We start from the raw sequence: 18,767 nt of genomic DNA on the forward strand, positions 1-18,767 counted from the left end.
TTCGTCAATTTGAAACCTTGCGTGAACCGTTCCGGGAAGCGTGCGTGTTCTTGTAATCGAGTGGGGCAGTGCTTACCGTCAATGTCCCGGTAGCAGTGGGTTTTTCGCGGCGCGCCGCGGATTGCTCCAGCCAGCAGAGGGACCGGGGTATGGAACCCAGTTTGTTCGCGTTCATCTGGAAGTATTCCAAACGGCAGCAGCTTGTTCTGCTGGCGCTGACCGTTATGTCCTTTCCGTTCCTCTATGCCTCGCTGGAATTGCCCAAGCGGATCATCAATGACGCCATCGGGTCGACCCGCGCCACGATCGAGCTTTGGGGCGTGACGCTGACTCAGGTGCAGTATCTTTTGGTTCTGTGCTTTGCGTTCCTGGCCACCGTTCTGGTCAGCGGCCTGATGAAGATGCGCATCAACACCATGAAAGGTGTGTTGTCCGAACGTATGCTGCGGCGTCTGCGATATACGCTCATCGGGCGGATGATGCGGTTTCCCAAGGCCTATTTCGCGACGACAAGTCAGGGAGAACTGGTGTCGATGATCACATCCGAGGCCGAACCGATGGGCGGGCTGATGGGCGATGCGGTTGCCCAGCCGGTGTTCCAGGCCGGGCAGATGCTGACCATCGTCACGTTCCTGTTCATGCAAAGCGTGTGGTTCGGTCTGGCCTCGGTGGCGTTGATCCCGTTGCAGGCCTGGCTGATCCCGATGCTGCAGCGCCAGATCAACCTGCTTAACAAGGACCGGATTCAGGAAGTCCGGCGACTGAGTTCCGAAATTGGTGAAAGCGCTGCCGGCATCAGCGACCTGCGCGCCAATGGCGGTTGGCGATACCGGATGGCGCAGTTTACCGACCGGCTGGGGCGGTTGTTCGAAATCAGGTTCAGGATCTATCAGAAGAAGTTCTTCATGAAGTTCCTCAACAACCTGATCTCGCAGATGACGCCGTTTCTGTTCTATTCGGTCGGCGGATATCTTGCGATCAAGGGCCAGATCACCGTGGGGGCGCTGGTGGCGGCGCTGGCGGCCTACAAGGATCTGTCGGGGCCGTGGAAAGACCTTTTGTTCTATTACAATCAGGTGCAGGACATGTCACTGCGCTGGCAGATTGTGACCGAACGGTTTGCCCCCCGCGACATGATCCCCGAACACTTGTTCGAAGGTCGCCCAAAGGAAATCCCGCATTTGCGCGGCGCGGTCGAACTGCGGGAGGTAACGGTCCAGGATCAGGATGGCAACATCATCCTCGAAGACATCAACCTGACCATTCCGCCCGGCGCACGTGTGGCAATCCAGTCGTCACGGGCCTCCGAACGGCAGGCGATCGCGCATCTTCTGACCCGCGAGGTTCTGCCCTCGCATGGCGAGGTTGTTGTCGCCCGCCACAAGCTCAACGATCTGCATCAGGCCGTGATTGCGGCCCGTGTCGGTTATGCCCATTCCCGCCCCTACCTGTTTGATGGAACATTGGGCGACAACCTTCTGATGCCGCTGCGGACATCTCCGCATCATCAGGGGGATGACGGATCGAGTGCACTCAGCCGAGCCCAGACCGAGGCGCAACGCGCTGGAAACAGCACCGATCCGCTGGATATGGACTGGACCGATCCGGGCCTCGCCGGGTTGGAGGATGGCGAGCAGATCCGTGACTGGTGGTTTCAGTTGGTCGAGGCGATGGGGATTGACGAGTTTATGTTCCGCCGCACCCTGCGATCGCGCCTGGATCCGGACTTGCATCCGGAGTTGGCGCAGGCGGTGGTCGATCTGCGCCCGAAGATCGCAGAGCGCATCGCCGCCAGCGGCCTTTCCGATCTGGTGCATCGCTTCCATCCCGAGCGGTTCAACCCCGCCGTTCCGTTGGGTGGCAACCTGCTTTTTGCGGCCCCCACCCGAAACATCGCGCCCGAACTTCTGGCGGGCGACGAACGCTTTATCGAAATGCTGAGCGGGCAGGGTTTGGCCGAGGAGGCGCGGGATATCGCGCTGGGCGTCATCGAGGCCCTCAAGCAGACGTTCGGACGTGACGACACCGATCACCCGCTGTTCCGGCGATTGGGCATGGAACCCGAAATGTATCACCGTCTGCTCGACATCGCCGGGCGGCGGGCAGCGCGTGGGGATCGCGCACTGGATGAGTCCGAGCGCGCCCTGCTGTTGACCGTCCCGTTCTTGCTGACGGCCGAACAGATCGGCCCCAGCTTTCCGGAAGAGTACAAGGAAAAGATCCTCTCGATCCGCCGGACACAGGCGGAAAAACTGCGAAACGCGATGGAGGGGCTGTTTGTTCCGGTCTCGCCAGACCAGTATGTGCCGCGCCTCACCGTCATGGAAAACGCGCTGTACGGCCGCGTGTCCATCATGGCCGGCGCTCGTCTGGACGAGATCGAGGATGTGGTGGCTGAGGTCCTGAACGAGGCCGGGCTGCGCCGCCGCGTGGCCGCAATCATCTATGATCTGCCCTCTGGCCTGGGGGGCACCAATTTGCCGACCGTGTTTCAGGAACGCGCGGCATTCTCGCGCGCGGGGATCAAGCGGCCCGACATCCTGATCCTCGACAAGGCTCTGGCCAGCCACGATTCCGAAAGCCGACTGCGCACTCGGCAGAAATTGCGTGAATTGCTGCCCGATTCGATCATGATCTTCATGGAAGACCATTTTGCCCATCCCGAGGCTTATGACCTGTTCATCGAAATCCAGGATGGTCGCATCGATGGGGTTTCACGCTCGCAGCTTGAACTGGGCGAAGGTGCGGCGGCCGATCTCAGCCGAAAGCTGAACATCATCGCCTCGACCGAGCTGTTCGCCAAGATCGATGCACGCAACCAGCGGCTGCTGGCGTTTTCCGCGCAATGGTATGACGCGGCTGCGGGGCAAGTGATCTTTTCGAGCGGGCAATCCGCCGATGCCGCCTATCTGTGCCTGGAGGGGCGCGCGCTGCTGAGCTGGAAGGACGACGAGGGTCAGACCCGCACGATTTCGACGGTAGAACCGGGCCGCCTGATCGGCGATCTGTCGATCATCACCGGATTGCCCCGTCAATTCGACCTGATCGCGCAGGAAAAAAGCAGCTTTCTGAGAATCGGAGCCGAGGAGTTCCGCGCGGTGGTAGAAAATGACTCGTCGGTGGCGGTGCAATTGCTGGAAACGGTGGCCGGGCACCTTGTCAATGTGGCCGACCGGTTGCGTGTCGAGAAGTTCGGAGGATCCGAATCCGGCGCCACCAACGCTCCTGCCGCAGATATGGACGCCATAAATGGGCGGTGAAGGCGGTTGTCCGGCCTATTCGGCCCATGACCAGCTTGTCTTGCCGGTTCGTCCCCGGTCCGAGATCTGGCGGGTGCTGGTGGGCCTGACGCTGGTGGCGGTTGTAGTGTTTTCCCTGAACGCGGCGTTGTTCGCCCTTGTCAGCATCTCAATGTCCGAGAAATGGGTGCTGGATTTTCTGGCCGGAACCGCACCGGGGCCGATGATCACGCTTCTGGCGAGTTTCGGGTTCGTCATACTGGGGGTCGTGCTGGCCGTGCGGCAAATGCAACACCGTTCGCTTGGTTCGGTCATTGGCCCATTTCGGCAAACCGTCCACCAATTCCGCCAAGCGCTGCGCGTGCTTGTGATTCTGGGCGGTGTCATTCTGGTGCTGCCGCCCTATGACATGGGCACACCGCTGGAGCCGAACCTGCCATTCGCGCAATGGCTGATCTTGTTGCCGCTTTCCCTTTTGGCCGTCCTGATCCAGACCGGGGCCGAAGAGATCCTGTTCCGCGGCTACATCCAGCAAAGCCTGGCAGCGCGCTTTCGGTCGCCGCTGATCTGGATGGTCGTGCCGTCGGTTCTGTTTGCGATGGGGCACTACCTGCCCGCGCAGGCGGGGGATAACGCGGTTCTGATCGCGTTGTGGTCCGGTGTGTTCGGGCTGTTGATGGCCGACCTGACGGCGCGGGCCGGCACCTTGGGACCGGCAATCGCGCTGCACCTGTTCAACAACGTGATTGCGCTTCTCTTCGTCGCGTTGCCGGGCAGTCTGGACGGTCTGGCCCTGTTCCTGATTCCCTACGAGATGTCGGATACCGAGTTTCTGCGTGACTGGCTTTATGTCGATTTCGCAATGATGCTGACGGCCTGGCTGGCGGCCCGAATTGCCATCAGGCGTTGATTGCATTTCCTGACGCAGGGTCTTATGTGACCTGAACGCAGTACAATCAGGGTTCTGTCATGAACTGGATCACAAACTACGTCCGTCCGCGGATCAACTCGATTTTCTCGCGTCGCGAAGTGCCCGAGAATCTCTGGCAGAAATGCGACGAGTGCGGAACGATGCTGTTCCACCGCGAGCTGGCGGATAATCAGAACGTCTGTACCCATTGCGATCACCACATGGCGATCACCCCGCGCGACCGGTTCAGGGCGTTGTTCGATGGCGGCATCTTTACCGAGGTTGCCGTGCCTGCGCCCACCGCAGATCCGCTGCATTTCCGCGATCAGAAGAAATACCCCGACCGCATGAAGGCGGCGCAGAAGAAAACCGGCGAGAAAGAGGCGATGCTTGTCGCCGCCGGCGAGATCGGGCGCACGCCGATCATCGCCGCCGCACAGGATTTCAGCTTCATGGGCGGCTCGATGGGCATGTTCGTGGGCAACGCCATCATCGCCGCCGCGCAAGAGGCGGTGAAACTCAAGCGCCCGCTGATCCTGTTCTCGGCTGCTGGCGGCGCCCGGATGCAGGAAGGTATCCTGAGCCTGATGCAGATGCCGCGCACCACCGTCGCGGTGCAGATGCTGAAAGAGGCGGGCCTGCCCTATATCGTGGTCCTGACCCACCCCACTACCGGTGGCGTCACCGCCTCTTACGCGATGCTGGGGGACGTGCATATTTCGGAACCCAACGCGCTGATCTGCTTTGCCGGGCCGCGCGTCATCGAACAGACAATCCGCGAGAAACTGCCCGAAGGGTTCCAGCGCGCGGAATACCTGCTGGATCACGGCATGCTGGACCGGGTGACCAAGCGCACCGAGATGCGGGACGAGCTGATTACCATCACCCGCATGCTGCTGAATCTGCCGCCCGCGATTGCCGGTGATCTGCCCTCGCCGGATGTCCAGGAACCCAAGGCCGAGGCGGCCCCAGCCGAGGCTGAAGCCGAGAAATGAACGCGCCCACATCCGACCTCATCCTGGACCGGATGATGGCGCTGCATCCCAAGATCATCGATTTGACGCTGGATCGTGTCTGGCGGCTGTTGTCGGCGCTGGACAATCCGCAAGACAAGCTGCCGCCGGTGATCCACATCGCCGGGACCAACGGCAAGGGATCGACCCAGGCGATGATCCGCGCCGGGCTGGAAGCTGTAGGGCGCAGCGTGCATGCCTATACCTCGCCGCATCTGGCGCGGTTTCACGAACGCATCCGCGTTGCTGGTGAGCTGATTTCCGAACCCGACCTGACGGCGGTTCTGGATGAATGCTATACCGCCAATGGCGGCGAGAACATTACCTATTTCGAAATCACCACCTGTGCGGCCCTGCTGGCCTTTGCCCGCGCGCGGGCGGATTTCACGCTGCTCGAGGTCGGCCTTGGCGGGCGGCTTGATGCAACCAATGTCATCGACCAACCGGCAGTTTCCGTGATTACCCCGATCTCGATCGATCACGAACAATATCTGGGCAACACGCTGGCCAAGATTGCAGCGGAAAAGGCCGGGATCATCAAGCGCGGCGTGCCCTGCATCGTGGGACCACAACCAGACGAGGCGATGGAGGTGATCGAATCTACCGCCGCCCGGCTCGGCGCGCCGCTGATCGCCTATGGCCAGCACTGGCATGTGCACGAAGAAAACGGGCGAATGGTTTATCAGGATGAAACCGGCCTGCGCGACCTGCCGCTGCCGAACCTGATGGGCGCACATCAGGTTCAGAACGCCGGCGCGGCGCTTGCCGTGCTGCGCCATCTGGACATGGGCGATGCGGCCTATGAGGCCGCAGTGACAAATGCCTTCTGGCCCGCCCGCATGCAGCGCCTGAAAACCGGCCCTTTGGTCGAGGCCGCGCCCGAAGCCGAGCTTTGGCTCGACGGTGGTCACAACGCCGCCGCCGGTGTTGCGCTGGCGGACCTGCTGTCAAAACTGCCTGCGCGCCCGACACACCTGATCTGTGGCATGCTCAACACCAAGGATGTTACCGGCTATCTGCACCCGCTCGCGGGTCAGGCGCAAAGCCTCATAGCCGTTTCAATCCCCGGCGAAGCCAACACGCTCAGTGCTGAAGATACTGCTGCGGCGGCTGGGTCGGTCAATCTGGCGGCCGCGACCGCAGTCAGCGTGAGTGAGGCCCTGAACGCGATCATAGCCAAAGATTCCCGGGCCCGGGTGCTGATTTGCGGTTCTCTCTATCTGGCGGGCAACATCCTGCGTGAAAACGGCTGAACCGCCAAAGGCGGCGGGGGCAGCGCCCCCTTAGGCCCCCCAGCCCTCTGCCTGCATTTCGCGCAGACGCGAGGCGGTGCGTTCGAACTCAAAGGTGCCTTCGCCCTCGACATACAGCATCTCGGGTTGCGCCGCCGCCGAACAGATCAGCCGCACCTTGGCCTCGTACAAGGCGTCGATCAGGGTCACGAAGCGTTTCGCCTCGTTGAAGTTGTTGCGCGACAGGCGAGGGATATCTTCGAGCACCAGAACTTTTACCGCCTCGGCAATCGCCAGGTAATCGCCCGGCCCAAGCATCCGTCCACACAGGTCATAGAACGACGCCCGCGCCACGCTGTTGCGAAAGGCGGGCAGAACAACCTCGCGCCCCTTGACGTGCAGCACTAGTGGTTCTGCGGGCCCTCCCGACAAATCGCGCCAGACCGCGCGGATTTTTTCCCGCGCCTCGGGGCCGATGGGCGTGAAATAGACAGGCGCGCCCTCCAGCCGATTTTGCCGGTAATCGGTGGGCGAGACCATCTCCCACACCACCAGCTGCTCCTTGATCAGTTTGATGAAGGGCAGAAACAATTGCCGGTTCAAACCGTCCTTGTACAGATCGTCCGGCACCCGGTTCGAGGTGGTGACCACCACAACGCCGGCGTCGAACAGGAACTCGAACAGGCGTCCCACGATCATCGCGTCGGTGATGTCGGTGATCTGCATTTCGTCAAAGGCCAGAACCTTGACCGATTTCACCACCTCGGCCGCCACCGGCGCCAGCGTGTCCTCGACTCCGCGTTGCCGCGCCTCATGCATCTTTGCGTGAATTTCCTGCATGAAAGCGTGGAAATGCACCCGCCGCGACGGGATGTCGCCCAACGTTTCGACAAACATGTCCATCAGCATCGACTTGCCGCGCCCGACGCCGCCCCACAGGTACAAGCCCTTGGGCGGGGGGGGCGGTTTGCGAAACAGTCCGCGCTTGACCGGTTTTGCCAGCTCCGAACGGATGCGTTCGAATTCAGGCAGCACCGCCTCCTGCGCGTCGTCCGCGTGCAAAATGCCTTCGGTCACGCGGTCGGAATATAGCGAAATCACGTCAAACATTCCTGAGGCATACCTTCCGTCTGCCGCCTTGGAAAGCGGGGAAAACCTTGCGTCATATCAATTTCCCTTAACCCCATGGCCAAATATCCTGAATTGACCCCGCATGTTTTCCCGCTAACGTCGCCGGAACAACCAACCGGGACTTCTTGATGGATCGTTCTACCCGCTTTTTGACACCTGTCCTGATCGTCGGCTGCATCATCATCATGGTGAGCTTTGCCGTGCGTGCCTCTTTCGGTGTGTTCCAGATTCCCATCGCGGCAGAGTTCGGCTGGCTGCGCGCCGACTTTTCCATGGCAATCGCGATCCAGAACCTCGCCTGGGGCATCGGGCAGCCGATCTTTGGCGCCATTGCCGAGAAGATCGGGGATCGCCGCGCCATCGTGATGGGCGCGCTGACCTATGTTGCCGGGATGGTCCTGACGGCCTGGTCCGTGACGCCGATCGAGATGCAGCTTTACGCTTGGCTTGTGGGTTTCGGCATCGCAGGAACCGGGTTCGGCGTGGTTCTAGCCGTGGTCGGGCGGGCGTCGTCGGATGCAAACCGGTCGATGTCCCTGGCCGTCGTCACCGCGGCGGGTAGCGCCGGGCAGGTGGTGGGCGCGCCCTTTGCCGAATTCCTGCTGGGTCATTTTCAGTGGCAGCAGGTCTTTGTGATCTTTGCCGCGCTTATTCTGGCGCTTGTCCTGACGCTGCCCTTCATGCGTGCGCCGACCCCGGTCGGCAGGCAGGAACTGGAAGAAAGCATGGGCCACATCCTGATGAAGGCGCTGCGCGACCCGTCCTATGCGATGATCTTTCTGGGGTTCTTCAGTTGCGGCTATCAGCTTTCGTTCATCACTGCGCATTTCCCCGCTTTCGTGACCGAGATGTGCGGCCCGATCCAGCCGGGCGGCGTACTGCATTCGATGGGGATCACGACGACATCCGCGCTCGGCGCAGTCGCCATTTCGCTGGTTGGCCTCGCCAATATTGCCGGGACCCTGGCGGCCGGGTGGGCGGGCAAGCATTTCACCAAAAAGTATGTGTTGGCAGGCATCTACACCGGGCGCACTATCGCGGCCACAGCCTTCATCCTGTTGCCGGTCACCCCGACATCGGTCATCGTCTTTTCGGTGGTTATGGGATCGCTCTGGCTTGCTACCGTGCCGCTGACCTCGGGGCTGGTCGCGCATCTTTACGGACTGCGCTATATGGGTACGCTTTACGGGATCGTCTTCTTCAGCCACCAGCTTGGCGGGTTCCTGGGCGTCTGGCTGGGTGGGCGGATGTACGACCTTTATGGCGACTACACCATGGTCTGGTGGGTCGGCGTGGGGGTCGGCGCCTTCAGCGCCATCGTGCACCTGCCGATCCGCGAAAACCGGACCGGCGAGGCGCATTTGGCCTGATCACCCCGGCCACTTGTCCAGAATGTATTTGCTGGTCATCAGATCCAGATGCGCGCCGCCGCCGTTCTTGAAAAGTGAGATTGCGCCCGGTTCATAGGAAAAGGCACCCAGATCATAGAAATCGGCCAACAGGTCCGAACGCGTGATGACCCCTTCGGCCAGCGGTGTCCTGATCTCACCGATATGTTCGATCGTGGTGTCAAAGCTGTCCACGAAGATGCGCGACCGTCGCAAAGCCTCGTCATCGGCCTCGCGCATGTCGGGTCGATAGGCGCCGATCAGGTTCAGATGCTGCCCGGGGCGCAGCCATTCTCCCTGGATCACCGGGTCCGAGGACATCGTGGCCGAAATCACGATATCGGCCCGGTTCACCGCTTCGGCCAGATCCGCGGCCACATCGACGCCGCCCAGCGATGCCGCCAGTTCCTCGGCCTTAGACAAGGTCCGGTTCCACAGCCGCAGCCGGGCCCTTGGATAGGCGGCGCCAAAGGCTTCGCACAGGGATTGCCCCACGACGCCGACGCCGACGATCAGGATTTCACGGCTGTCCGGATTGGCCAGACGCAGAGCCCCCAACAGGCTGTCGCCAGCGGTCTTCCACTTGGTGACCAGATGAAAATCGACCAGCGCCGACAGGGAGCCGTCATGGTCGCTATAGACATTGACGGCACCGTTGATCAGCGGCTCTCCACGGTCGGGGTTGCGGGGAAAGATGTTCGCGGTCTTTACCGCCATGCCCAGCCCGTCAATCCAGGCTGCCCGCGACAAAAGGGTGTCGGGATCACGATAAAGCAGCGTATCGCCAATTTCTGCCTTTGGCAGTCTGTGGCCGGCGGCCAACGCCTCGGTCAGTTCCAGCCAGTCGAGATTGGCCTCGCCTTCGGCAAAAGGGATCTGTGTGATGGTCATGTGGCCTCGCTTTCGGTCAATAGCCCCTCGGCCACCAGACGCTCGGCCCATCGCTGCGGGCCGGTGAAATGGTGCGTCTGCCAGCCGCGGGCGCGGGCGGTTTCGATATTGTCGATGCGGTCGTCTGCGAACAGCAGGGTTTCGGGCGGCAAACCGCAGTCCCGTTCGACCATTTCATAGATCGGCGCATGCGGTTTCACTCTTTGCATCCGGCCCGAGACATAGTGCCGGTCGAACTCGTTGAGAAAAGGATAAACCGTGCAGGAATAGTCGAAATTCTGCACTCCGAAATTGGTTAACGCGAACACCGGTACGCCCTTGGCCCGCAGCGCCCGTTGCAGCCGGACCGAATGCGGGATTTCCGGCGCGGCCAGTTCAATCCAATTGTCATGCCACATGCGGATTTCGTCGCGCCAGCCGGGGTATTTCTCGGCCCAGCCATAGATCGTTTCGGTAAAATGATGCCCCTGATCGACCAGATCGTTCATGCCATGCAGATCGACTTCGGCAAACATCGCCTTGCGCCGGGCTTCGCCGATCACACGGTCATAGTATCGTTCGGGCTGCCACTCGATCAGGACGTTGCCAATGTCGAAGATGACGGCGTTTACGGGCATCGGGTTCATCCTGTCGGGTTGTCAGAAACGGGGCAGGGCGAATGAACCAATTCGCAAGTGGATGTGCAAGCGCCAACTGCCAACGGCTTTGCTGTCTACGTCGGTCAAGTTTTGACGGGGAGTAGTTTCAGTATTAGCTTCATTTCAGGGGGGATTGAATGGAACGCCGGCTGGCAGCCATCTTGGCCGCGGATGTTGTTGGATACTCGCGCCTATTGGGAAGCGACGAGGAAGGTACGGTCAGCGCCTTGAAATCCGTCCAGCGCCTTGTTGGCGAACAGGTAACCAGACATGGTGGCCGCATATTCGGAAGCGCTGGCGACAGTGTCATTGCCGAATTCGCCAGCCCGGTCGAAGCGGTTCGTTGCGCCGTGGGGGTACAGGCCGCAATCGGTAACCGGAACGACACTTTGATCGAAGAAAAGCGAATGTGCCTTCGCATGGGCATTCACCTTGGTGACGTCATGGCGGATGGCGACAACCTTTTGGGCGACGGGGTAAACATTGCCGCCCGGCTCGAAACTATGGCCCCGTCCGGTGGCATCTGCATCTCGCAGCCGGTCGCAGAGCAGATTGCCGGCAAGGTTGATGTCACATTTGGCAATTCGGGCAGTCATGTGCTGAAGAACATTTCCCAGCCTGTTGAGGTCTGGACGTGGCCACCTGAGGCAGCTAGGAAAGCGAAATTCAGCAGGGCGCGGAAAGGCTTGGGGATCGCTGCGGGCGCAGCGGCCGCCGCAGCGCTTGGGTTGGTGTTCTTGTTCGGGGGCGACGACGAAGACAATCCCGGTTTGCCCACCGGCGCCAGGATTGCGATCCTTCCCTTTGAAGATGTCGGAGGCGCGCCTGAGGAAGCTTTCTTTGGCCAGGGGCTGACGCGCGACCTGAATGCGATGCTGTCCAAATCATCGAACCTGTTCGTGATTGCGCCAGAAGCGAGCAGTGCATATCGCGACGACCCAAGCTGCGACGTGATCCGGGATGAGCTGAGCGCCGACTATATCCTGGGAGGCACGGTTCGCCGGTCGAAGGATCACCTGAGGATCACCACAACTTTTACAGATGCAAAGACATGCCGTCAGTTGCCTGCGCCCGGTCCGTTTGACCGGGATTTGAGTGTGCAGGACCTGCTGGACATACAGATCGAGATTGCCAGCAAGGTTGCGGCGCAGGTCGGTTCAAGCGACGCGCCGCTGTTTCAGGCCAGCGTCCAGCAGGCGATCCGCGACAAGGCGCCGGAAAACCTTGAAGCGTATGAATGCTATCTGCTGGCTTTCTGGTTCTACCAGACATTCAGCCTGGAGGCGCACCGCAAGGCGCGTGACTGTTTGTTGCGAACCGTCGAAGAAGAGCCCGGGTTCTCCTTGGGGTGGTCGCGACTGGCTTTCAATCATCTGGAATCCAAGAAACGGTCCCTTGATACCGCTCCGAATTGGGCGCAGCTGGCACGCGATGCAGCCAACCGGGCGCTGGAAGAAGACCGCGACAACCCCGATGCCTATTACGCGCTGGCGATTTTGAGTCAGATGGTCGGTGATGACAAAGCCGTCTTCATGAACCATGCAAACAGGGCCATCGAACTGAACCCCAATGATTCCTGGATTTTGGCCGATCTCGGGATCTTTCTGGCCTATTCCGGAGAGTGGGAGACGGGCAAAGATTGGATTTCACGCGCGCGCGAACTCAACCCCAAGCTCCATCCCGGATATGACAACGCTTGGGTGCTGCATGCCTATGCCCAAGGTGATTACGAAGCGGCTCGCAATCATCTTTTGAGCATGGGAACGCCAAGTGGGCCGATGAGCCTGACCACGTTGACGGCCATTTATGCAATGAACGGAGAAGACGAAAAAGCCAGAGAGACGGCGGCTGTCCTGACGGATCAACACACCGAGTTCCTGGATGACCCCCGGGCACCCTACCGCGCGCGCGGAATGCCGGGTGACTTTATCGAGCGCCTGATGGACGGGTTGGAAAAGGCCGGGTTGGACGTGCCACCAAATGACCCCGAACATTAAGTCTGTGGAATGGTTGCCTAGCTCCGCTGCGCTGTCCTGATTTCCCGTTCCAGCGCGTCCAGAAACCGAGACCGGTCGGCCTTGGAAAACGCCTTGCCGCCGCCGCCAGCCCCAAGTGGGTTGGCGGCGCGCAGATCGGCCATCAGGTCGCGCATCGCCAGTTGCTGGCCGATATTGGCGGCTGTGAACGCCTCGCCATTGGGGCGCAGAACCCGCGCCCCCGTCTCGACGCATTTTGCCGCCAACGGAATGTCAGAGGTTACCACCACATCCCCCTTGCCGCAGCGCTCGGCGATCCACTTGTCCGCCTCGTCCGCGCCTTCGGCCACGATCACAACCTGCACCAGCGGGTTTGGCGATGGGCGCAGCCCGCCATTCGATACCAGCATCATAGGCAACCGATGCCGCGTCGCGACCCGCTCGGCCTCGGCCTTGACGGGGCAGGCGTCGGCATCGACGTAAAGCGTCACGCCTTTTTGGCCTTTTTCTCCGCCACCTCGGATTCGGTTTTGACTGCGACCGGCTTCTTGCGCACCTTGAACTCCTCCGGGATCGGCATGCGGTTGAAAGCGTCGAGACCGGCGATCTTATAAGCCTCGGCCAGGGTCGGATAGTTAAAGGTGTTCTGCACGAAGTAATCTACCGTCCCTTTCAGGTTCAGCACCGCTTGAGCGATGTGGATCAACTCGGTTGCGCCTTCGCCCACGATCTGCACCCCCAGCACCCGCCGGGTCTTGAGCGAAAACAGCATTTTCAGCATGCCGTGTTCCAATCCCATGATATGCCCGCGCGAGGTTTCTCGGAACCGTGCAACGCCCACTTCATAGGGGATACCGCGTTCCTGCAATTCCTCTTCGGACATGCCGCAGGTCGACATCTCGGGGACCGAGTAAATGCCGTAAGGGTACCAGGGGCTTTCTGGCAGGGTCGGTGTCTCCAGCGCGTGGCAGGCGGCAACGCGCCCCTGCTGCAGCGAGGTCGAGGCCAGCGAGGGGTGCCCGATCACATCGCCAGTGGCATAGATATGCGGCACGGCGGTCTGATAGGTCTTGCGGTCCACATCCAACCGGTTGCGGTGGTCGGTTTCCAGCCCCACAGCCTTGAGGTTCAGGGCCGAGGTCGCACCCATGCGCCCGGCGGCAAACAGCAGCATTTCCGCGCGCACGTGGCGGCCGTTGGCCAGACTGACTTCGACATGGGTGCCCGCATCCTCGATCTTTTCAACCGCTGAACCCAGCCGTAGATCGACACCGTTTTCGCGGATCTGGTGGGTGAACTCCTGAATGAGGGTTCGGTCGATGAAATCCAGGAAGGTCTCGCGCGGTTCGATCAGCGTCACCCGGACATCCAATGCCGAGAACATGGTGGCATATTCCACCCCGATCACACCCGCGCCGATGACAACCAGCGAGCGGGGGATCTCATCCATTTCAAGAAATTCATCGCCGTCCACGACGGTCTTGCCGTTGAACGGAACATAGTCGGGCCGATAGGTTTGGGTTCCGGTCGCGATCAGGAACTTGGCGGCGGTCAACCGGGCCGTCTCGCCAGTGTCCGCAGTCACCTCGATCTCGTGCGGGCCGATGAATTTCGCCAGTCCGTTCAGCGTTTCCACGTGGTTCCGGTTGAACTGGTGTTCCAGCACGTCGACCTGATAATCGAGCGTCTTGTGCAGACGTCCCTTCAGATCGTCGGCGCTGATCTGATCCTTGACGCGATAGGCCAGCCCGTAAAAGCTGCGCTCGCGCCAGCCCGACAGATTCAGTACCGTTTCGCGCAGGGTCTTGGACGGAATGGTTCCGGTGTGCACTGATACCCCGCCCAGCCGGTCCTTGCGGTCGATGACCAGAACCTTGCGCTTCAGCTTGCCCGCTTGGATCGCCGCGGATTTCCCCGAGGGGCCAGAGCCGATGATGATCAGATCATAGTCGAACTTGCTCATGGCTCACTCCCCATACAGCGCTTCGGCGTGGAATGAGATGTGATCTTCCATGAAGGTCGACACGAAGAAATAGGAATGGTCGTATCCGGGCTGCAAGCGATTGGTGGCCTGCTGGCGGCGTTCGGCGATGGCATGGGCCAGCGCCTCTGGGCGCAGCAGGTCAATGAACTGGTCGCTGGTGCCGGTGTCGATCAGGATCGGCCCGTCAAAGCCCTTTTCCTTCATCAACAGGCTAGAGTCGTGTTTCGCCCACGCGGCCTCATCATCCCCCAGATAGGCGCTCAGTTGCTTGCGGCCCCAGTTGCTGCCCGTCGGGTTCGAGATTGGCGCAAAAGCCGAGACCGAGCGAAACCGCCCGGGCAGGTTCATCGCCAGGGTCAGAGCGCCATGCCCGCCCATCGAATGCCCGGTGATTGCCTGCCGATCGCCGTCGATGGCGAAATGCTCGGTCAGCAGCGCGGGCAGTTCCTCGGCCACATAGGTCCACATATTGAAGTGCGGCGCCCAGGGCTTTTGCGTGGCGTTGACATAAAAACCTGCCCCCTGGCCCAGATCGTAGTCTTCATGATCGGCCACGCCTTCGCCGCGTGGCGAGGTGTCGGGAAACACCAACGCGATCCCCTGTTCGGCGGCCCAGCTTTGCGCGCCCGCCTTTGTCATGGCGTTTTCGTGAGTGCAGGTCAGGCCCGACAGATACCACAGAACCGGAACTGGCCCATCCTTGGCTTCGGCGGGCAGAAACAAGCCAAAGGTCATGTCGCAACTGGTCGCGGCGCTTGCATGCCGGTACACACCCTGCACGCCGCCAAAGGCCTTGTTCTCGGAAACGGTTTCCATAATCGGGCTCCTTATTCAGTTGGCCTATCGCTACCCTTTGATGGCCGCAGGGTCCAGCGGGTGCGCGGCAGGATTGCCGTTTTTTGCGGCAGAAACCCGGGTAAACTGTCCCACATGGCAAGCGCTGCCGCGCTGGACATGCGCCAAAAAAACGGTGAAACAATTCAAGTTGACCGCAAGGGGCCGCGAACATGAGCACTTTTCTGAAACTGACGACCGATGCTGTGGAACCGGAAACCGAACGTCCGGCTCCCGAAAAGGTGATCTTTGGCGATCCCGTTTTCACCACATGGAACGCGGAAGAAATCGATGGCCTGTACTGTGGCATCTGGCAGTCAACGCCCGGCAAATGGCGGATATCCTATGACGAATGGGAGTATTGCCGCATTCTGGAGGGCCGCTCGATCATCACCGGCGATGACGGGACAGAATATCCGCTGCAAGCCGGCGACAGTTTCATCCTGCGCCCCGGTTTCAGGGGCACTTGGGAGGTGATCGAAACCACACGCAAGGATTATGTGATCCGTTTTTGACCTCAGGTGATCCAGGCGATTACCGCCGGGACCGTCAGGATCGACAGCACCGTCGAGATCAGGATGGCGGCTGAGGCCCGATGCGGCGCGACACCATAATGCGCCGCCAGCATATAGACATTGCCCGCCACCGGCAGCGCGGCGGCGGCGATGGCGACGGTGGCGGCGAATGGATCGACCGGGATCAGCCACAACAGCGCAACCGCGACCAATGCGGGATGGACGGCCAGTTTACAGAAACTGAGCCAGCCCGCGATCTGAACCCGCTCGGCCGACTTGCTGGCAAGTGACGCGCCGATGGCGAACAGCGCGCCGGGCGTCGCCGCGCCACCCAGAATGGTCAGGAAGTTTTCCAGCGGCGCCGGAACCGGCAGCCGGATGGCAGACCAAAGAAGGCCGATGCTGATCGACACGATCATCGGGTTTTTAAGCAGGCCGACCCCGATCAGCCGCAGGGTACCCAGTGTCAGTTTCCCGTCCCGCCCGCCGTTGATCAGGATGACGATGAGCGACGAAAACACCACCAGATCGACTGTCAGGACCAGCATCATCGGCCCGATCGCGGCTTCGGTGAACAACAGGGCCATCATGGGAAGCCCCAGAAAACCCACGTTGCCGATGGCGGCGCATTGCGCCTCGACCGCCGCTGTCGGCACATCAAGCCCGCGCAGATAGGCCACCAGCGTCGCCAGCGCATAAACGCCGGCGGTGCCGATCAGATAGCCAATTATCAGCCGGCCATCGAAAATCTCGGCAAAGGGCAGGGTGGCCGAGAACCGGAACAGCATCGCCGACAGGGCGAAATAGAACACGAATTTGGTCAGATAGGCCGTGGCGTCTTCGGTAAAGAATCGGCTGCGCCCGGCCCAGTATCCCAGGCCGATGATCGCAAAGAAGGGTAATGTGCGCAGGAATATCTCGACCATGGTGAAATTGGTAACATGATTTTACCGATTAACAAGTCCGTGCGTCACCCGCTGCCGATCAGGATACCGGCGGCCAGAACCAGTGCACCACCCAGAACCACCTGGAACGCCGCACGGAAGAAAGGCGTTTCCATATACCTGTTCTGAATCCACGCAATTGCCCACAGCTCAAAGAACACGATAATCACAGCGATGGTTGTCGCGGTCCAGAATTCGGGAATCAGATAGGGCAGAGCGTGACCCAATCCGCCCAACGTGGTCATGACGCCCGAGGCAAGGCCGCGTTTCACCGGAGACCCGCGCCCCGACAATTCCCCATCGTCCGAGGCTGCTTCGGTAAAGCCCATCGAAATACCCGCCCCGACCGAGGCAGCGACGCCGACCAGAAACGTGGTCCACGTATCCTGGGTGGCAAACGCGGTGGCAAAGATGGGGGCCAGCGTCGACACAGACCCGTCCATCAACCCGGCCAAACCCGGCTGCACCCAGGTCAGAACGAATTGCCGGTGCGCGGTTGCATCCTCGGTTGCGCGGATTTCGTCATCCAGATGCGTTTGCTCCAGTTCCGACGCGGTGGCCTGGTGCCCGGCCTCTGCCGCCGCCAGATCGCCCAGAAGCTTGCGGGTTGCGGCATCCGACGTGCGTTTTGCCGCAGCCAGATAGAACCGCTCGGCGTCACGCTCCATCGCTTCGGCCTCGGTCCGGATACGGTCGATACCCAAATTCTCTACCAGCCAGACGGGGCGGCGCGCATAATATCCCGCCACGTGTTCACGCCGGATCAGCGGGATTACCGGGCCGAACCGCGACTCATGCAAGGCGATCAGGCGGGCACGGTGCTGGTCTTCCTCCGCCGCCATCCCGTCGAATATCTTGGCGGTCGCCGGATAGTCGCCGCGCAGCATCTCGGCATAGGATCGATAGATGCGCGCATCGTCCTCTTCCGACGAAATGGCCAGCGCGATGACCTCTTGCTCGGACAGGTCGCGGAAGTGTTTGCGCTGAGTAAGAAATCGCATTGCCTGCCTCATTATTAGAACGGTTCTAAGATAGTAATTGCGCTAGATCATGCAACTGCTTCGGCGAATCGTTGAAACTGAACTGAACGGTTTATACATTTGATAGACCGAATATCGCAGGGGACACCATGACTCAGAGCGCCGCAATCCTTCGCACCGGTCGAAAATTCGATCAGGTCCTGCAAGGCGCGCGCGAGGTTTTCATGGCAGACGGGTTCGAAGGCGCCAGCGTAGATGACATTGCGCGCGTGGCGGGTGTTTCCAAGGCGACGCTCTACAGCTATTTCCCCGACAAGCGGCTTTTGTTCATGGAGGTGGCGCAGACCGAGTGCCGCCTGATGTCCGAACGCATTCTGTCGATGATCGACGAATCCAAGCCAGCACGCGAGGTCCTGACTATCGCGGCCACGCAGTTGACCGGGTTTCTGGTGTCGGATTTCGCGCAGAAGGTGTTCCGCATCTGCATGGCCGAACGGGATCGTTTCCCCGAGCTTGGACAGGCTTTCTATGCGGCCGGTCCCGAGAACGGCCAACGCCAGATGACCGAATATCTGGAAAAGGCCGTCGCCAAGGGAGAACTGGTGATCGACGACGTCCAGATCGCCGCCGAGCAGTTTTCGGAATTGTGCAAAACCCGCTTGTGGATGCGCGCGGCCTTTGGCATCCAGAGCCGTTTTTCACAGGAAGAGATCGACGAGGTAGCCCTGCAGGCTGTCGATACCTTCATGGCTCGGTATGGGGCGAAAAAAGCGTCTTGAAATACGTCGCCATCCTCAATTGATCTGCATTACCAGTTGGTCAATCCCGCCTGTTTAGCTTTTGATCCGTGGAGGCTTGGAAAGATCGTATGCATCGTTGTCACGATTTCGACCACCGCTTCCAGCATTCTCACTGTAAAAGGTAATGGTCTGAGCGGCCATTCTATCATCGAGAACCAGATACCTCAGGTGTTCTCTCGGTCGCGCCGGACATGACGCCGGTCGTCAAAGCCAAACCGAACCCGTGAAACATGTCGCGTTCAGGCGAGAAGGTCACCGAACTGGTTGTCAAGCCTTGTGCGACAGTTGGATA

General features: G+C 60.5%; 16 protein-coding genes. 8 read left to right on the forward strand and 8 right to left on the reverse strand.

All coding sequences use genetic code 11. The features are described from left to right. Positions 1–149: 149 nt before the first annotated feature. Genes ACR0LZ_RS03815 through ACR0LZ_RS03830 form a run of 4 tightly spaced genes read left to right on the forward strand, consistent with a single transcriptional unit; the run spans position 150 to position 6,415 of the window. Positions 150–3,260 (forward strand): ABC transporter transmembrane domain-containing protein, encoded by a 3,111-nt coding sequence (locus ACR0LZ_RS03815; RefSeq protein ID WP_480748454.1) that lies wholly within the window; start codon positions 150–152, stop codon positions 3,258–3,260. Then, positions 3,250–4,149 carry a CPBP family intramembrane glutamic endopeptidase gene (locus tag ACR0LZ_RS03820; protein ID WP_480748455.1) on the forward strand — a complete coding sequence of 300 codons (900 nt, stop codon included), beginning with the start codon at positions 3,250–3,252 and terminating at the stop codon, positions 4,147–4,149. The genes ACR0LZ_RS03815 and ACR0LZ_RS03820 overlap by 11 nt, the downstream gene beginning before the upstream one ends. A gap of 59 nt (positions 4,150–4,208) precedes the next feature. After that, positions 4,209–5,144 carry an acetyl-CoA carboxylase, carboxyltransferase subunit beta gene (accD, locus tag ACR0LZ_RS03825; RefSeq protein ID WP_480748456.1) on the forward strand — a complete coding sequence of 312 codons (936 nt, stop codon included), beginning with the start codon at positions 4,209–4,211 and terminating at the stop codon, positions 5,142–5,144. Then, entirely contained in the window at positions 5,141–6,415 is a 1,275-nt protein-coding gene (locus ACR0LZ_RS03830) for a bifunctional folylpolyglutamate synthase/dihydrofolate synthase (protein WP_480748457.1), read from the forward strand. The genes accD and ACR0LZ_RS03830 overlap by 4 nt, the downstream gene beginning before the upstream one ends. Before the next feature lie 30 nt (positions 6,416–6,445). Here the strand turns inward: ACR0LZ_RS03830 and zapE are convergent, their stop codons facing one another. After that, positions 6,446–7,504 (reverse strand): cell division protein ZapE, encoded by a 1,059-nt coding sequence (gene zapE, locus ACR0LZ_RS03835; protein WP_480748458.1) that lies wholly within the window; start codon positions 7,502–7,504, stop codon positions 6,446–6,448. Between the two features lie 149 nt (positions 7,505–7,653). On the opposite strand from zapE, the gene ACR0LZ_RS03840 reads away from it, so the two are divergent. Beyond that, positions 7,654–8,895: an MFS transporter gene (locus ACR0LZ_RS03840; RefSeq protein WP_480748459.1), complete on the forward strand. Its 1,242-nt coding sequence runs from the start codon at positions 7,654–7,656 to the stop codon at positions 8,893–8,895. Here ACR0LZ_RS03840 and ACR0LZ_RS03845 read toward each other — a convergent pair whose 3' ends face one another. Further along, the gene (locus ACR0LZ_RS03845; RefSeq protein WP_480748460.1) at positions 8,896–9,804 is read right to left on the reverse strand and encodes an ornithine cyclodeaminase family protein; all 909 of its coding nucleotides are present in this window, start codon (positions 9,802–9,804) and stop codon (positions 8,896–8,898) included. Then, positions 9,801–10,421, reverse strand: a complete 621-nt coding sequence (locus ACR0LZ_RS03850) for an HAD family hydrolase (RefSeq protein WP_480748461.1) — start codon at positions 10,419–10,421, stop codon at positions 9,801–9,803. The genes ACR0LZ_RS03845 and ACR0LZ_RS03850 overlap by 4 nt, the downstream gene beginning before the upstream one ends. 158 nt (positions 10,422–10,579) lie before the next feature. Between ACR0LZ_RS03850 and ACR0LZ_RS03855 the strand changes: the two genes are divergently transcribed. Beyond that, entirely contained in the window at positions 10,580–12,439 is a 1,860-nt protein-coding gene (locus ACR0LZ_RS03855) for an adenylate/guanylate cyclase domain-containing protein (RefSeq protein ID WP_480748462.1), read from the forward strand. 17 nt (positions 12,440–12,456) lie between these two features. On the opposite strand, the gene ACR0LZ_RS03860 is transcribed toward ACR0LZ_RS03855, so the two are convergent. The 3 genes from ACR0LZ_RS03860 to fghA are packed head-to-tail and all read right to left on the reverse strand — an operon-like array spanning position 12,457 to position 15,218. Further along, the gene (locus tag ACR0LZ_RS03860; protein ID WP_480748463.1) at positions 12,457–12,909 is read right to left on the reverse strand and encodes a YaiI/YqxD family protein; all 453 of its coding nucleotides are present in this window, start codon (positions 12,907–12,909) and stop codon (positions 12,457–12,459) included. After that, on the reverse strand, positions 12,906–14,381 hold the full coding sequence (gene sthA / locus ACR0LZ_RS03865) for a Si-specific NAD(P)(+) transhydrogenase (RefSeq protein WP_480748464.1): 1,476 nt from the start codon (positions 14,379–14,381) through the stop codon (positions 12,906–12,908). Before sthA ends, ACR0LZ_RS03860 begins: the two co-directional genes overlap by 4 nt. Before the next feature lie 3 nt (positions 14,382–14,384). Next, complete coding sequence (fghA, locus tag ACR0LZ_RS03870; RefSeq protein ID WP_480748465.1) at positions 14,385–15,218, reverse strand: S-formylglutathione hydrolase; 834 nt, start codon at positions 15,216–15,218, stop codon at positions 14,385–14,387. A gap of 191 nt (positions 15,219–15,409) precedes the next feature. Here fghA and ACR0LZ_RS03875 point away from each other — a divergent pair, with 191 nt between their 5' ends. Next, a complete protein-coding gene (locus tag ACR0LZ_RS03875; RefSeq protein WP_480748466.1) occupies positions 15,410–15,751 on the forward strand; it encodes a cupin domain-containing protein in 342 nt (113 codons plus the stop codon). 2 nt (positions 15,752–15,753) lie between these two features. Here ACR0LZ_RS03875 and ACR0LZ_RS03880 read toward each other — a convergent pair whose 3' ends face one another. Both ACR0LZ_RS03880 and mbfA read right to left on the reverse strand, forming a co-directional pair. Further along, a complete protein-coding gene (locus tag ACR0LZ_RS03880) occupies positions 15,754–16,677 on the reverse strand; it encodes an AEC family transporter (protein ID WP_480748467.1) in 924 nt (307 codons plus the stop codon). A 44-nt stretch (positions 16,678–16,721) separates the two neighbouring features. Continuing rightward, on the reverse strand, positions 16,722–17,696 hold the full coding sequence (gene mbfA / locus ACR0LZ_RS03885; RefSeq protein ID WP_480748468.1) for an iron exporter MbfA: 975 nt from the start codon (positions 17,694–17,696) through the stop codon (positions 16,722–16,724). Between the two features lie 128 nt (positions 17,697–17,824). On the opposite strand from mbfA, the gene ACR0LZ_RS03890 reads away from it, so the two are divergent. Beyond that, entirely contained in the window at positions 17,825–18,454 is a 630-nt protein-coding gene (locus ACR0LZ_RS03890; protein WP_480748469.1) for a TetR/AcrR family transcriptional regulator, read from the forward strand. Positions 18,455–18,767: the final 313 nt, after the last annotated feature.

The sequence above is a fragment of the Ruegeria sp. CI1 genome, assembly GCF_056536925.1.